12 protein-coding genes and 3 pseudogenes are annotated in these 13,898 nt (G+C 60.7%); 4 read left to right on the forward strand and 11 right to left on the reverse strand.

The annotated features are described in order from the left end of the window. Positions 1–19: 19 nt before the first annotated feature. A pseudogene (locus J8I87_RS23750) lies at positions 20–654 on the forward strand (NAD(P)(+) transhydrogenase (Re/Si-specific) subunit beta); the annotation flags it as partial. On the opposite strand, the gene J8I87_RS46045 reads toward J8I87_RS23750, so the two are convergent. Continuing rightward, the gene (locus J8I87_RS46045; RefSeq protein ID WP_313065617.1) at positions 654–902 is read right to left on the reverse strand and encodes a hypothetical protein; all 249 of its coding nucleotides are present in this window, start codon (positions 900–902) and stop codon (positions 654–656) included. The pseudogene J8I87_RS23750 and the gene J8I87_RS46045 overlap by 1 nt on opposite strands. Between J8I87_RS46045 and J8I87_RS23755 the strand changes: the two genes are divergently transcribed. Continuing rightward, on the forward strand, positions 789–1,331 hold the full coding sequence (locus J8I87_RS23755; protein ID WP_313065616.1) for a TetR/AcrR family transcriptional regulator: 543 nt from the start codon (positions 789–791) through the stop codon (positions 1,329–1,331). The two genes, J8I87_RS46045 and J8I87_RS23755, sit on opposite strands and share 114 nt — an antisense overlap. 396 nt (positions 1,332–1,727) lie before the next feature. Here J8I87_RS23755 and J8I87_RS23760 read toward each other — a convergent pair whose 3' ends face one another. The 7 genes and pseudogenes from J8I87_RS23760 to J8I87_RS23785 all read right to left on the reverse strand — a co-directional run bounded on the left by J8I87_RS23760 (position 1,728) and on the right by J8I87_RS23785 (position 10,037). Beyond that, positions 1,728–2,042, reverse strand: a complete 315-nt coding sequence (locus J8I87_RS23760) for an SDR family NAD(P)-dependent oxidoreductase (protein WP_409518790.1) — start codon at positions 2,040–2,042, stop codon at positions 1,728–1,730. A gap of 79 nt (positions 2,043–2,121) precedes the next feature. Continuing rightward, complete coding sequence (locus J8I87_RS23765) at positions 2,122–2,934, reverse strand: isocitrate lyase/phosphoenolpyruvate mutase family protein (RefSeq protein WP_209934407.1); 813 nt, start codon at positions 2,932–2,934, stop codon at positions 2,122–2,124. A 28-nt stretch (positions 2,935–2,962) separates the two neighbouring features. Beyond that, a complete protein-coding gene (locus J8I87_RS44885) occupies positions 2,963–3,514 on the reverse strand; it encodes a hypothetical protein (RefSeq protein WP_245254105.1) in 552 nt (183 codons plus the stop codon). Positions 3,515–3,522: 8 nt separating this feature from the next. Continuing rightward, a pseudogene (locus J8I87_RS44895) lies at positions 3,523–4,136 on the reverse strand (MFS transporter). 126 nt (positions 4,137–4,262) lie between these two features. Next, complete coding sequence (locus J8I87_RS23775) at positions 4,263–5,741, reverse strand: efflux transporter outer membrane subunit (protein ID WP_209934409.1); 1,479 nt, start codon at positions 5,739–5,741, stop codon at positions 4,263–4,265. A gap of 1 nt (position 5,742) precedes the next feature. Continuing rightward, entirely contained in the window at positions 5,743–8,925 is a 3,183-nt protein-coding gene (locus J8I87_RS23780; protein ID WP_209934410.1) for an efflux RND transporter permease subunit, read from the reverse strand. Further along, the gene (locus tag J8I87_RS23785; protein ID WP_245254110.1) at positions 8,922–10,037 is read right to left on the reverse strand and encodes an efflux RND transporter periplasmic adaptor subunit; all 1,116 of its coding nucleotides are present in this window, start codon (positions 10,035–10,037) and stop codon (positions 8,922–8,924) included. The genes J8I87_RS23780 and J8I87_RS23785 overlap by 4 nt, the downstream gene beginning before the upstream one ends. 411 nt (positions 10,038–10,448) lie before the next feature. On the opposite strand from J8I87_RS23785, the gene J8I87_RS23790 reads away from it, so the two are divergent. Beyond that, entirely contained in the window at positions 10,449–10,967 is a 519-nt protein-coding gene (locus J8I87_RS23790; RefSeq protein ID WP_209934412.1) for a winged helix-turn-helix transcriptional regulator, read from the forward strand. Positions 10,968–10,989: 22 nt separating this feature from the next. On the opposite strand, the gene J8I87_RS23795 is transcribed toward J8I87_RS23790, so the two are convergent. Continuing rightward, entirely contained in the window at positions 10,990–11,892 is a 903-nt protein-coding gene (locus J8I87_RS23795; RefSeq protein WP_313065610.1) for a LysR family transcriptional regulator, read from the reverse strand. Here J8I87_RS23795 and J8I87_RS23800 point away from each other — a divergent pair. Then, positions 11,891–12,412, forward strand: coding sequence for a hypothetical protein (locus J8I87_RS23800; protein ID WP_209934423.1), 522 nt, complete (start codon positions 11,891–11,893; stop codon positions 12,410–12,412). The two genes, J8I87_RS23795 and J8I87_RS23800, sit on opposite strands and share 2 nt — an antisense overlap. Before the next feature lie 456 nt (positions 12,413–12,868). Here J8I87_RS23800 and J8I87_RS23805 read toward each other — a convergent pair whose 3' ends face one another. After that, the gene (locus J8I87_RS23805) at positions 12,869–13,582 is read right to left on the reverse strand and encodes a substrate binding domain-containing protein (protein WP_245254112.1); all 714 of its coding nucleotides are present in this window, start codon (positions 13,580–13,582) and stop codon (positions 12,869–12,871) included. Between the two features lie 39 nt (positions 13,583–13,621). Continuing rightward, positions 13,622–13,813 (reverse strand): annotated as a pseudogene (locus tag J8I87_RS44900) (LysR family transcriptional regulator); the annotation flags it as partial. Positions 13,814–13,898 lie beyond the last annotated feature (85 nt).

Consider the following 13,898-nt stretch of genomic DNA (forward strand, 5'->3'; position numbering starts at 1 on the left):
GCCTGAAACGGTCAAAAGCTCGTCGGGCATGATCGCGTTCGGCAAGCTGTCGGGAAAGTACAAGTTCCGGCTGTTCCAGGGCGCGCCTCTCGTCTATGCGGGCCAGCATCTGATCAACCTGCTGCTCGCGCTTGCGATGATCAGCTTTGGCGTGATTTTCTTCCTCATGCAATCTTGGCTGCCGTTCATCACCATGACGTTGATCGCATTCTGCCTCGGCGTGCTGATCATCATTCCGATCGGCAGCTCGGACATGCCTGTCGTCGTGTCGATGCTGAACTCGTACTCGGGCTGGGCGATGGCGGGAATCGGCTTCTCGCTGAACAACGCGATGCTGATCATTGCCGGTTCGCTGGTGGGTTCGTCGGGTGCGATTCTGTCGTACATCATGTGCAAGGCGATGAACCGGTCGTTCGACAACGTGATTCTCGGCGGGTTTGGTGGCGAGGCGGGCGGTGCGACTGCGGGTGCGACGGAGCAAAGGCCGGTGAAGTCCGGTTCCGCCGATGACGCTGCGTTCATGCCCGGTAATGCGGAAAGCGTGGTGATCGTGCCGGGCCGGGGTATGGCCTTGCGGTGGCACGTGCGCGGCATGCATTGAAGGAGTTGACCGACAAGCTGATCGAGAAAGGCGTCAATGTGCGGTACGCAATTCAACAGCGCGCCGCACATTCCAACGAGATCTTCCGCCAGTGAAACTGAAGCGCCTGACCAGAGAGCAAAGAAAGGAGCAGACGCGCGAACGTCTGCTGAATGCAGCGCGCGATATCTTTTCGACGAAGGGTTTCATTGCAGCGAGCGTCGAAGATATCGCGGCCACAGCCGGATATACGCGCGGCGCGTTCTATTCGAACTTCGAAGGCAAAACGGATCTGCTGCTCGAATTGCTTCAGCGCGATCACGACAAGGTCGAAGCTGACGCACAGTGGATCTTCGATCGGTGCACCACTCGCGAAGACATGATGGCGGCATCCCTCGACTGCTTTCGACTGTTGAACGACCAGCCCGAGTCGTATCTCTTGTGGATCGAAGCGAAACTGCACTCGGCCCGAGACGACCGGTTCCGCGCGAAGTTCTGCTCACTGTTTCGAAAGCAGCAGGAGCATATGGCGGGCTGCATCTCGACGATCGCAGAATGCACCGGAGCGCAGTTGCCGCTTCCGGCGGAGATGCTAGCGCTTGGCCTGGTGGCGTTGCGCGAAGGAATGCAGTCGCGGCGCGCCGCTGACTCGTGCAACCTGCCTGACGAGCGGTTCGACGTGGTGCTGACCCGGTTCCTTGCTTTTATTTTGTCAGGCTCGGGCGCTCGCCCGACAGACGGCGCCTCCTGAATTCGATGTCGGGTTGGCCGTAGGATCGTGAGTGTGAGCCGCCCTTCCGGCCTGCGCATCAGCCCGCCATTTGCTTGTGAAATTCACCGGCTCCAACCGGTTGGTCCGGCTGACGGTAAGTATGAGGAGGCCATCGCACGATCGGATATGACCGGTGCTGGCTAAACAAGCGGCCATTGCGGCGACAGCACGACCATTGTCTCTTATGGGGCGAGCAGGGTCAGCCGCGTGGCGCAAAGATCGGCCAAAAGTAGCCGCTCAAGATTCGCCCGCGAATGACCGCTTCGTCTCATTGAGCAGACCTTAGCGCGATACAGCGGTTGCGACGGAGCGATAGACGTATGGACCGTCAGGCCGGACGTCACGTGCACCTCCCGCCGACATCTGTGTCAACCCTTACGCGTTGGCGCCACCGTCGACGGTGAGCGTGGTGCCCGTGACATAACCGGCATTGGCGCTCGCGAGGAACACGACTTCGACCGTCTTCTGTACGGATGCCTGCACGGCCGATGCGTTTGCGCTATCCGCCTGGATTGCGACGCCGCGCCGGCCTTCCGCTTCGATCGCCTTGACGACGCTCGCGGCCTCTTCCGCCGATTTTTCATAGGTGATTGCCACATCTGCGCCGGCAGCCGCCAATGCCTTTGCGATTGCAGCGCCAATTCCGCGACTTGCGCCGGTGACGAGCGCGCGCTTGCCTTTGAGGTTCATGAAACTCTCCTTGTGTGTTCAGTAGTGAAAGAAGTCCGAGCGGACGTCGACGATCGAATCTTCGCGATACGTCTTTCACTCATCGCTTGATCAGTCCGGCGAAAAGGTTCTGGATTTCGGAGTACGGCAAGGGATTGCTAGCGAGCGTTTCGGAACGGCCGTCGTTCAGAAAGTCCTGCGCGAGGGCCTTCGCCTTGCCGAGCACGACCTGCGAGATGCCGCTGCCCGCGCTCAGCCGGCGCACGCCGAGCTTGCCGAGCGTCGCTGCATCGGCGAGTCCTGGCACGGCCATGACGTTAAGAGGCAGACGCGTTGCGCCCGCAATCGTTTCGATATCGGGTGACTGCACGAGGGCCGGCAGGAAAAGCCCATCCGCACCGGCCGATGCATATAGATTGCCGCGAGCAACCGACTCTTCGGCTTGCTCGGATTTCTCAGCGAGGCCCGCAAGAAAGACGTCGGAGCGTGCGTTGACGTAGAGATCCGAACCCGACTTCACGAGGGCATTCTTGATCGCTTCGATCTTCTGCGCGAGAAGCGATGCCGGGTCCGGGCCGTCTTCGATATTGATGCCGGCAATGCCGAGATCCATAAGCCGCATCACATGGTCAGCAACGGTCTTTGGATCGTCGGAATAGCCATGCTCGATATCGACCGACAAGGGCACGTTCAGTACGCGGACGATACGGCGAACAGAAGCCACGACCTCATCGAAAGGGAGCACGCGGCCGTCCGGATAGCCTAACGCCCACGCGAAACCTGCGCTCGTCGTGGCGATTGCGGATGCACCCAATGCCTCGACGAGACGTGCACTGCCGGCGTCCCAGACATTCGGCAAGCGCAGCGGGATCGAATTGTCGTGCAACTGACGGAATGGTTTTGCGTTAGACATGGTTGTTTTCCTTTTAAAGGATTGAAGCTCAAGCCGCTACGGCGCCTTTTGCTGTCTTCGCAAACGATGCGATGCAGCGCGTCGCGAGCCCGGAGACGAGGATCGCGATAACGACGGGAATGGCGGAGAGGTAGCCCAGGTTATGGCTGCCGATAACAGGTATCACCGCCGCGCCGAGCGCACCGGCAATTGACACACCCACATAGGTCGCTGACGTGTTGAGACCGACCAGCACAGCCGTCATCGGCGGATTCAGGCTCGCGAGACGGAACTGTTGCGGCACCAGCACGCCCCACGCGGAGGCTCCCCAGATCGTCACCGCGATTGCTGCACTCCAGAGGTGTGCGCCGGTGATCGGCATCGTGAGGATGACGATCGCGACGATGGTGAGCTTGATCAGAACGACCTTGTGTGAACCGATCTTGTCGAGGATTCGTCCCGTCAGCAGATTCGAAAAGGTGCCTGCCAGTCCCCACAGGACAAGCAATCCGCCCAGCACGGGGGCGCTGTGGCCGATTGCACGGTCGAACACGACGGAGAAGTAGCTGAAGATAATGAAGGTGCCGATCTGCGCAAGCACCGTCGTCGTCAGCGTGAGTCCGACGCGGGAATCGGTGAGGGGAGACAGGCGTTCGCGCAGCGAATGGGGGGCGGCAACGGCACGTCAGGCATGAACGCGAGAATGCCCGCGAACGCGGCGGCACCGAGCGCGGCAACGAGAACCAGCGTCCAGTGCCAGCTTGCGAGTCCGCCAATCATGGCACCGATGGGCGAACCCAGCGCGGTAGCCGTCGTCAATCCCGCCACGATGATGGACAGCGCGTAGCCGCGACGCTCCGGCGGCACCAGTGACGCACCCGTACCGCTGGCAGTCGGCGAGAACATGCTGCGCCAAGACCCGCGAAAGCGCGCGTGGCCAATGCGATGCCGAGATTCGGTGCCGCGCTGGTGCCGAGATTGGCGATCACAAACAGGCCGATGCCGCTCAGTAGCAGACGCTTGCGAGGCACGTTCGCAGCGATCGCTGCGATGGTCGGGCCAAGTAATGCATAGCTCAGCGCATAGACGCTGATCAGCTGACCCGCAGCGCCGATGCTGACGCCAAACGAGTGTGCGATTTCAGGCAGGATGCCCGCGAAGACAAAGCTATCGGTGCCTAGCGCAAACATGCCGAGTGACAGTGTTAGAAGGCGGCGATCCATGTCGACTTCTCCAAAAAGGTTGCAAATTGAGTCGCGTGACGAAACTATAGGGAAGCCGACTGCATCGCACTACGGGCCTAAAGCAGGAAGCTGTTCCCCACAAACCGGTTAAGTCATGCACCGGAGTCACTTCGTTTGCGCGAGTTGCTGATGCGGGGCATCCCATCCGCCGCCGAGCGAACGGAACGTTCTCACTGCGGCGCGAGCGGCGTCTGCCTTCGTTGCATCGAGATCGTCGCGCGCATCGAGCAGTTGCCGGTCAGCGTCGAGCACATCGGTGAGCGTGATCGAACCCGCGCGATATGCTTTCTCCGAAAGATCACGCGCCTTCGTCAATGCGGCGACTTCCTGTTGAATTTCCTGCGCACGGATCTCCGTTTGCGACAGCGTCATCAACGCGTCTTCGACGTCTTCGGTTGCCTTGAGGGCAGCTTCCCGATACTGCGCCAATGCCTCCGCGTAAGCGCCGCGCGCACTCTTGACCTCGGCGTCCACCTTGCCGAAATCGAACAGACGCCACTGCAGCGCACCCGTGCCGATTGGCTGGAACGACTTCGCGCTCAGGAAGTGGCTGGCCGAGATGCTGTCGAATCCGAGTGCGCCAGAGAGCGAAATCTTCGGGTAGTAATCGGCGATTGCCACGCCGATTGCTTCGTTGGAGGCTGCCAGGTGGCGTTCGGCAGCAATGATGTCCGGGCGTCGCCGCAGCACGTCGACGGGCTGATCCGCGCTGCCGATGGCGGGCACGTCCGGAATTACACCCGCGTTCGTGCCGAGTTCTGCCGCATAGGTCCCCGGCTGGTGGCCCATCAGCACATCGAGCCGGTTCAATTGCGCTTCGAGCGACACGCGCAAGCGTGGAACGGTGGCACGTGCCTGACGCAACAGGGCTTCAGCCTGCGCGACCTCGCGTTCGTCCGATGCACCGGCCTGTTTGCGCGCTTTCACGAGTTCCAGCAGACGCGCGTCGGTATCGACCTGATCCTGGGTGACGGCCAGTTGCGCCTGCAGCCCTCTGATTTGCAGATAGGCATCGGCGGCGTCGGCAGCAACCGTCACGCGCGTGCCGAGTTGAGCGGCCTCGGCGGCCTGCTCTTCGTCGGTGGCCGCCGCGTGTGCGCGCCGCAGGCCGCCCGCCAGATCGATTTCCCAGCTTGCCGTTGCACCGGCGACGTACTCCTTCTGGTCACGGCTGTAGTTGGGAAACGCGCTCGCAATCGTGCCAAGAGGACTCTGCGTGCTCTGGTGTACTGCCGTGTACGCCGCATTGGCATCGACGGTCGGGAGCAGGCGGGCGCCTGCCGCCTGGGCCGCGGCGCGCGATTGCGCCACGCGTGCGATCGCAGCCTGGAGGCTCAGGTTTTGATCCAGCGCCCGTTGCACCACCTTGACCAGCTCGGGATCGTTGAAGCCCGTCCACCAGCTATCAAGGTTCGGGGCGGGCAATGTCGTTTGCCGGTCGGCCACGACCTTCGCGTTGTGAAACGGCGCCATCTCGGTGTGAGGCGCGACGTAGTCGGGCCCGACGGCACAGCCCGCAAGCATTGCGCTGACGATCAGACTGCCGATGAGAGCTTTCGAAGTTCTGGATACGAAGCCGTTCATTTCACTTCTCCACTACCGAGTTCCGCAAGGCGGGCGCGCTCTTGATGCCGAGCTTGCGAACGAAGGCGTAAAACGCCGGCGTGAATGCGAGCCCGAAGAGCGTCACACCGAGCATGCCGAAGAACACCGTCGTGCCGAGCAATTGCCGCATTTCAGAGCCGGCGCCGCTGGCGACGGCGAGCGGTGCCACGCCTGCGATAAACGCAAACGACGTCATCAGGATGGGGCGCAACCGCACATGTGCAGCATGAGTTGCAGCGTCTTCCGCATCGACGCCGTCTTCGTCCTGACGCTGTCTGGCGAACTCGACAATGAGAATGGCGTTCTTCGCGGCCAGACCGACGAGCACCACGAACCCGATTTGCGCAAGAATGTCGATCGGCATGCCGCGCATGTTCAGACCGATCGCCGCTGCGAGCAAACACATCGGCACGATCAGCACGATCGCGAGCGGCGTCTTCCAGCTTTCATACTGCGCAGCGAGCACGAGGAACACGAACAGTGCCGACGCAGCAAAGATCACGAGCGGCGACATGGTCTGTTCTTTCTGCTGGTGAGCGAGGTCGGTCCACTCGTACGTGATGCCGTTCGGAAGCACCTGCGCTGCGAGCTGTTCCATGTGCTGGATGGCGTCGCCCGACGAATATCCGGGACCGGCTGCACCCATGATTTCCGCTGCGGGATACATGTTGTAGCGCGGCATGCGATACGGCTGGGTCGTGTTTTTGAACGTCGCTACGCTGCTGATCGGCACCATGTCGCCCGTCGAGTTGCGCACCTTGAGCCGTCCGATGTCTTCGGGTGTCCGGCGGAATGCTTCATCGCCCTGAACGCGTACCTGATACGTACGGCCCATGAAGTTGAAGTCATTCACGTATTGCGAGCCAAGGTAGAGATCCATCGTCGAAAACACATCCGTTGGCGTGAGGCCGATCTTTTCTGCCTTCAAACGGTCGATGTCCGCATAGACGGATGGCGCGCCCGCGTTGTAAAGCGTGAAGACACCACCGAACACCTTGTCCTTGTTGGCAGCAGCCACGAGTGCACGCGAGGCGTCGGCGAGTGCCTGCGGGCCGAGTCCGCCACGGTCTTCCAGCATCAGCTTGAAGCCGCCCGCTGCGCCCAGCCCCTGCACAGGCGGCGGGTTGATCACGACGACCACAGCGTCCTTGACACCCGCGACCCGCTTGCGGAGTTCGACCAGCATCGACGCCGCATTGACGCCGGGGACATGCTTGCCATACAGCGAAGGAAGCCCGTAGAAAAGCGTTCCCACGTTGGGCGCAATCGTGCCCGTCGTGACGTCGAGGCCCGACACGGGCGACGTGTGCGTCACGCCTTTGAGTCCCGGCGTATCGAGCACGATGTCGTTGATCTCGCGAATCACCTTGTCGGTGCGCTCGAGACTTGAGCCGGGAGGAAGGAACGCAATCACAGCCTGATAGCCGATGTCCTGATCCGGAATAAAGCCGGTCGGCATTCTCGACATTTGCAACGCAGTCGCACCAATCAGACCCGCGTAGACGATCAGCATGACGGTGGTCGCACGTACGGCGCGGCCCGTCATTTTTCCGTAGCGGGACGACAGCCATTCGAACGACGCATTGAACCGGCCGAAAATCGCGTGATGGAGGCGACCCAGCGCGGTGGACCCGCCGTGAGACTTTTCCATCTCGTGCGGCTTGAGAAGCACTGCGCACAGAGCCGGGCTCAGCGTAAGCGAAACGAAGCACGAGATGACGGTCGATGCGGCGATCGTAATCGCGAACTGCTTGAAGAACAGACCCGAGATGCCGGACATCAATGCAGTGGGGCCGAACACAGCGCACAACGTGAGCGCGATGGCGATAATGGCCGTCGAAACCTCGTTCATGGTTCGATGTGCGGCTTCTTTCGGCGACATGGCGAGCGCCATGTTCCGTTCGACGTTCTCGACCACGACAATGGCATCGTCCACGACAATCCCGACGGCCAGAACCAGTCCGAACAACGAAAGGTTGTTGATGGACGCGCCGAACAGCGAAAGGATGGCGAACGTGCCGACCAGCGACACCGGAATCGCGACAACCGGAATGATCGTGGCGCGCCAGTTCTGCAGGAACAGATACACGACGCCAACCACCAGCAGAATGGCAATGCCGATCGTTTTCGCGACTTCCTCGATCGACTGGGAAACGAAGGTAGTCGGGTCGTAGATCTTGATGTAGTCGACGCCGGGTGGGAAGCTCTTCTTCAGCTCGGCCATTTTGGCCCACACGTCGTGCTCGACCTGCACCACGTTCGCATCGGGCGTGGCGATGACGAACCACGGCGTGGCGGCATACCTGTCAGCGTAAGCCTTGGAGCCGTAGTCCACCGAGCCAAGCTCGACACGGCCGATATCGCGAATGCGTGTCACACGTCCCTGCGTATCGGACTTGACGACGACGTTGCCAAACTGTTCGGGCGTCGTGAGACGGCCAAGCGCGTCGATATTGATCTGATAGGCACCCGTGCCATTGTTCGACACAGGCGGCTGGTTGAGCACACCTGCCGACACGGCGGCATTCTGCGCGCGAAGCGCTGCCAGTATTTCATTGGCGCTGATGTTATACGAAGCGGCCTTGTCCGGATCGATCCAGATGCGCATCGCGTACTGCCGTTCGCCGAACAACTGAAAGTCCGACACGCCCGGCAGACGCGCGATCTGATCGCGCACCTTGAGCATGTAATTCGACAGGTATTCGGGGCTGCGCGAGCCGTCGGGTGAATAGACGTGAACGCCGAGCAGCAGCGCCTGGATAGTCTTTTTCACCTGGACGCCCTGCAATTGCACTTCAGCAGGCAGGCGAGACAGCGTGTCTTCCACGCGGCTGCGTGTCAGCAAAAGCGCTGTATTCGGATCAGTTCCGACCTTGAAGATCACCGTGATCGTCAACTGACCGTTGCTGGTCGATTGGCTCGAAATGTAATCCATATTCTCGACGCCGTTGACGGACTGCTCGAGCGGCGTTGCGACCGTGCGCGCAATCGTATCGGCCGATGCACCCGGATACGAGGTCGTGATCTGGATGGTGGTGGGAACGATGTTCGGATACTGGGCCACCGGCAGCTTCATCATGGTTGCGAGGCCGACGAGCACAGCGAATATGTTGAGCACCGCTGCAAAGCGCGGGTGCTCGATAAAGAAGTGAGTCAGTTTCATGATTTGGCTCCTTCGTCACCGTGCTCTGCCGAGAACTGGATCGCACCGGTGTGCGGAGAAATCTTCGAACCGGGGCGGACAGACGGAATGCCGTCGATCACGATCCGGTCGGTCGAGGCAAGTCCAGATCGGATCACGCGCAGACCGCCGCGAAGGTCGCCGATCTCGACCTTTCTGGGCGTGGCCACATTGTCGTCTCCGACGACGTACACCATGTGGTCCGTTTGATCCTGGAGTACGGCGGCATCGGGGACGAGCAATGCCGGTTGCGGTGCAGTCGTTGCCAGCCGCAGGCGTGCGAAGCCACCGGGTGTGAGCGACAGGTCGCTATTGGGAATCGTTGCGCGCGCATGAATGGTTCCGCTCGAACGGTCGAGCGTGTTGTCGATAAAGTTGAGCGTGCCGGTGCGCGCATAGTCACTGTCGCCTGTGGGCGAAATGTTCACTGCGTCTGCGAGCGGTCCTTTCTGGTCTCCACGAGAACGCTGGAAGGCGGCATAGTCGTTTTCGCTAATGTCGAAATCCAGGTAGATCGGGTCCAGCGAGACGATGGTCGCTAGCAGCGTCGTGGGGCCGCTGCCGGCGCGGCTGCCGGATACCAGATTGCCCGTCGAGACGAGGTGTGTGCCGATGCGCCCGGTAAACGGTGCCGTGATCTTGCAGCGATCCAGGTCGAACCGGGCATCGCGAACGAGCGCATTGGCGTTGTCGACAGCCGCTTGAGCGGCTCGTTGTTCAGCGACTTTCTGGTCGACGTTCTCGACCGTTCCTGCCTCCGAACGCTGCAATTCGTGCGCGCGGGCAAGCTCCCGGGTGGCGAGTGCCAGCCGGGCATTCGCGGATTCGAGTCCGGCCGTCGCCTGGCTCAGTTTGGTCTGATACGGTTCCGGATCGATCTCGAACAGCACGTCGCCTTTATGCACGATGTCGCCGTCCTTGAAATTGATCTGCACGAGCGTGCCGCCGACCTGCGCGCGCAAGTCGACGCGATTCACGGCCGAGAACTGGCCGAGAAACCCGAGCCGGCCTTCGATATCACGCTGCAACGGTGCGCTGATGGCAACCGACGGAGGCGACGGTGCGGCAACGGGCGCTGCACTCGACCAGTGCATGTGAGCTGCCGTGGCCGCGATGGCGACGATCACAGCGGCTGCGACACCTTTGCCGACCCATCGAATAGAGCCGGAGGGCGCCGGGTTGGCAGGAGTCGTCACTCTCGCCTCGGCCTGATCAACTTCAGTATTCATGGCATTCCTAATTATGGAAACAGGCTTTACAGCAGAGGGTCGTGGCCCAGCTCGCCCGTCAGATGATCGATCTTTGCTCTCTCGTATGGAGAAAACCGCGTAGTCCAGAATCTGGCCGCTATCCCGGGAGACTTCCCCCTGAACGACTGCCGGCTAAGTTTCGTGACGCAACTATAGGCAACACCGTTGCGTCCCACTACTGGCCGAAACCGGGAAGCTGTTCCCCACAATCCGGTTAAGTTGCGTGACGAAACCTGGGCTAGGATACGTTCCATCATGTATAGAAAACGCTTCGATGAAATGGACTGTTCGATCGCTCGCGCCCTCGACGAGGTGGGCGAGTGGTGGACGCTACTGATCGTTCGCGAGTGCACGCAAGGCAGCAGGCGCTTCGACGAATTTCAGAGCGGGCTCGGTATCGCCCGCAATGTCCTCACGGCCCGGCTGGAACGTTTGATCGAACTGGATATCCTTGAACGCTTCCCGGTCGCCGAACGCGCCAACACGTTCGGTTACCGCTTGACCTCGAAGGGGGCGGATTTATACCCGGTGCTGGTCGCGCTCATGCAATGGGGAGACAAGTGGCTGAGGCCAAATGGAAAGCCGCCGATCACCTTGGTGGAGCATGCTAGCGGCAGTCCCGTAGCGGCCGTGGAAGTACGCGCGGCGGGCGGGCAGGCGCTGACGTACCGGGACGTGCGGTTTGCTGCCGGTCCGGGCGCAACGAAGGCGACGCAGGACGTCATCGAGAACCGGAATGATCGGGTACTCGGTGACCAGAGCGACGAGTCGTGAGCCTGAAGGAATCGAGAAGGCGCTAGTGCCGCTTCTGCTTGCCGAACCGGGAGAGCGATTGCCTGAGTTTGGGCGCCGCGAAGTCGATGAAATGCCGCAGTTTGATGGCCATCAGATTTCTGGACACATGAACCAGATGGACGGGCACGGGCTCGATCTCGAACTGTGGCAGGAGTATCTCGAGCTTCCCGTTCCGGAGCGCTTCATCGGCATCGTGCTCGAATACGTAGGTGATGCCTGCATTGTCCACGGCGGCGCTGACGGCAGCGTCGGGTGTCGTGACCTCGAGCCGGGGTTTCACGCCGAGCACATAGATCTTGTTCGTCGTGGGAAGGCGGAAACGCCACGGCGACAGATACGGGCTATTGAAGACGACGCACGAATACTTCACGAGATCGTCGGGTTCGCGCGGCGGCGTATGGTTGGCGAGGAAGGCGGGACTCGCGCAGACGATCGGGCGCAATGAGCCGATGCGCGTGGCGATCATGCTGCTATCCGCGAGTTCTCCGATGCGCAAGGCGAGGTCGGCGTGCGAATCGATGAGGTCGATGTTTCGATCGGAGAGAAGGAGCCGAACGGTGATGTCCGGATACTGCGCGAGGAACTGATTGATGACAGGCAAAACATGCAGGCGACCAAGCTGCACGGGCGCAGTCACGACCAGCTCGCCTTTCGCGGTCGCGAACTCGCCGGTGGCCTCGTGCTCCTGTTCACGCACGAGGTCGAGAATGCGTCGGGCCGCCGCGACGTATGACATACCCGCGTCGGTCAATGTCAGTTTTCGCGTGGTTCGTATCAGCAACCGGGTTCCGAGCAACTCCTCGAGATCGGCTACCTTGCGGGTGAGCGTGCTGACAGGGATCTTCAGTTCGCGTGCTGCCGCCGACAGGCTTCCCCTGTCCACGGCGGTCAGCAGCATTTCCATGGCTTCTAGTCGGTCCAACGCGTTCGCTCACGTGCAATCAGGTCGCAATATTGTATGGGAAGTCCTTCGCGGGCGCCGTATCGACGCGTCCAACTGCGCAGGCCAATTGCCCGGTGACTTCATCGCGTGCCGCCAATACACTGCGATGCTGTCCTACCAGTCCACGCAGTTCGGGGTGGCGACATCATACGATGTGATGCGCGGCGGTCCCAATGCGTCGGCACCGTTGAGTTCGAGTGCGTTTACGGACACGCGAAACCTCGTCGATGCCTACGCGATGGTCGGACCTGTAAAGGTTGCTGGAGGTTGGATGCGGAGAAATACCGCCGCAGCAGTTCACGCGCAGTCCGATATCTTCTTCCTCGGCTTTGAATATTTCATCAGGCCCGACCTGATTGAAGATGTACAAGCGCTTAGGTACATCAACCGAAGTGTGGCCAACGCGAACTTTTTGTCGCCCGCACAACGTATCTATTTTCAAAACGAACGTCGGCTTATATGTCACTTGGCTACATCATGAACAGCGACAAGGGAAATGCGCCGGTCGCGGCATTAGGGACTGTTCGGACAGGAGCCAACCAGTTCGGCGCCATGCTCGGCCTCCAGCAGAGGTTCTAGTTCGAAATCGTACGAGTGACAATTGTGGTGTCCGTCGACACGTGATGAGCGATCCCGCCTCCAGATGCCGCCATACTCGGTCTGGGTGTCGCGATGCTGGCGCTTCCCGACGTACTGCCGGATCTGGCCGGCGGCAAGCCGGTGCGTTTGCTGCCCGAATTGCATTCGGACGCGGGCATGACCTCCCTTTACTATGCTTCGCGGCGGCTTCTACTCGGGAAGATGCGTGTGTTTATCGACTTTGCGATGGAAATATTTCCGGCAGCTCGGTTAAGGCGCAAAGATTCGATGCGACGAGGGACGAGCGTGGTGACGGATCGCCCATCGACGGTGACCGCGTATTCCTTGACAACAAGCGCTAGGAAGCATGAGCCTGCACTAGCACGTCCCAGGGCGCGGGAGACGGAAAGATGTCCTGCAAAAATCCGACAAACGCTCGTACCGCCGGATTGCTGCGGCGGCTCTCGGGCCACACCGCATGTAAATGGAATCGGTCATAGGCGAACTTATGCAGCACCGGTACGAGTTCACGCCTTCTAACGTATGCCGCAGCGATATACGTCGTCGAAATCCCGATTCCGGCACCCGCGGCCAGAGCCGCGGCAATGGCGTCGCTGGCGTCGACAATCAAAGCCGACGCAGGCGTAAATTCAACGAGTTTGCCCCCCACGTTGAACGGCCATGCAGCCTCCTGCCCCGTCGACTGATATCTGAAGTTCACACAATCGTGCTGCAAGAGATCATTCGGATGCTGCGGCAGGCCTCGCTCCTGCAGATATTCCGGCGATGCGAACGCGCAAACCCGATGCGGTGCAAGACGACGCACAATCAATCGCGTGTCGCCGGGGTCGCCGACCCGAATGGCGACATCCACGCCTTCTTCGATCAAATCGACGTAACGATCGCTCAGGCGGACATCGACGGTCACTTTCGGATGCTGTCGGCGGAACATCGTCAATGCGGGGGCGAGGATGTTCACGCCGACGGGCAACGGCGCCGTCACCTTGAGCGTTCCAGCCGGCTCCGCGCGCGCAGCGGCTACGCCTTGTTCGATACCTTCCGCCTCGCGCAATAACCGTTGCGTGCGCTCCAGAAGATCCCGCCCCTCTGGCGTCAGCGTCAGCGAGCGCGTAGTCCGGCTGAACAGCCTGAGTCCGAAATGCTGCTCGAGCCGCTGAATGCTCTTGCTGATGGCCGATGGCGAAACGGACAGCGAACGCGCGGCGGCCGTGTAGCTGCCAAGCGATGCGGCACGCGCAAAAGCAATCAGTCCAGTCAGCCTCTCGATCGCGATTTGTTCCATGATGGCATGGCGGCCTCAAATCTGAACTGCAACACTGACGTTTGTTAAAGTGTCGCGCATGAATAAGAAGACGTATCTGCAGTTG

Origin of the sequence: Paraburkholderia sp. LEh10 (assembly GCF_017814945.1) — a bacterium.
In the GTDB taxonomy this organism is placed as follows: domain Bacteria; phylum Pseudomonadota; class Gammaproteobacteria; order Burkholderiales; family Burkholderiaceae; genus Paraburkholderia.

Coding starts and splice junctions, on each gene's coding strand:
- J8I87_RS23760 (WP_409518790.1), bottom strand. CDS start 2,042: ATGAACCTCAAAGGCAAGCGCGCGCTCGTCACCGGCGCAAGTCGCGGA.
- J8I87_RS23765 (WP_209934407.1), bottom strand. CDS start 2,934: ATGTCTAACGCAAAACCATTCCGTCAGTTGCACGACAATTCGATCCCG.
- J8I87_RS23775 (WP_209934409.1), bottom strand. CDS start 5,741: ATGAACGGCTTCGTATCCAGAACTTCGAAAGCTCTCATCGGCAGTCTG.
- J8I87_RS23780 (WP_209934410.1), bottom strand. CDS start 8,925: ATGAAACTGACTCACTTCTTTATCGAGCACCCGCGCTTTGCAGCGGTG.
- J8I87_RS23785 (WP_245254110.1), bottom strand. CDS start 10,037: ATGCACTGGTCGAGTGCAGCGCCCGTTGCCGCACCGTCGCCTCCGTCG.
- J8I87_RS23790 (WP_209934412.1), top strand. CDS start 10,449: ATGTATAGAAAACGCTTCGATGAAATGGACTGTTCGATCGCTCGCGCC.
- J8I87_RS23800 (WP_209934423.1), top strand. CDS start 11,891: ATGGCTTCTAGTCGGTCCAACGCGTTCGCTCACGTGCAATCAGGTCGC.
- J8I87_RS23795 (WP_313065610.1), bottom strand. CDS start 11,892: ATGGAAATGCTGCTGACCGCCGTGGACAGGGGAAGCCTGTCGGCGGCA.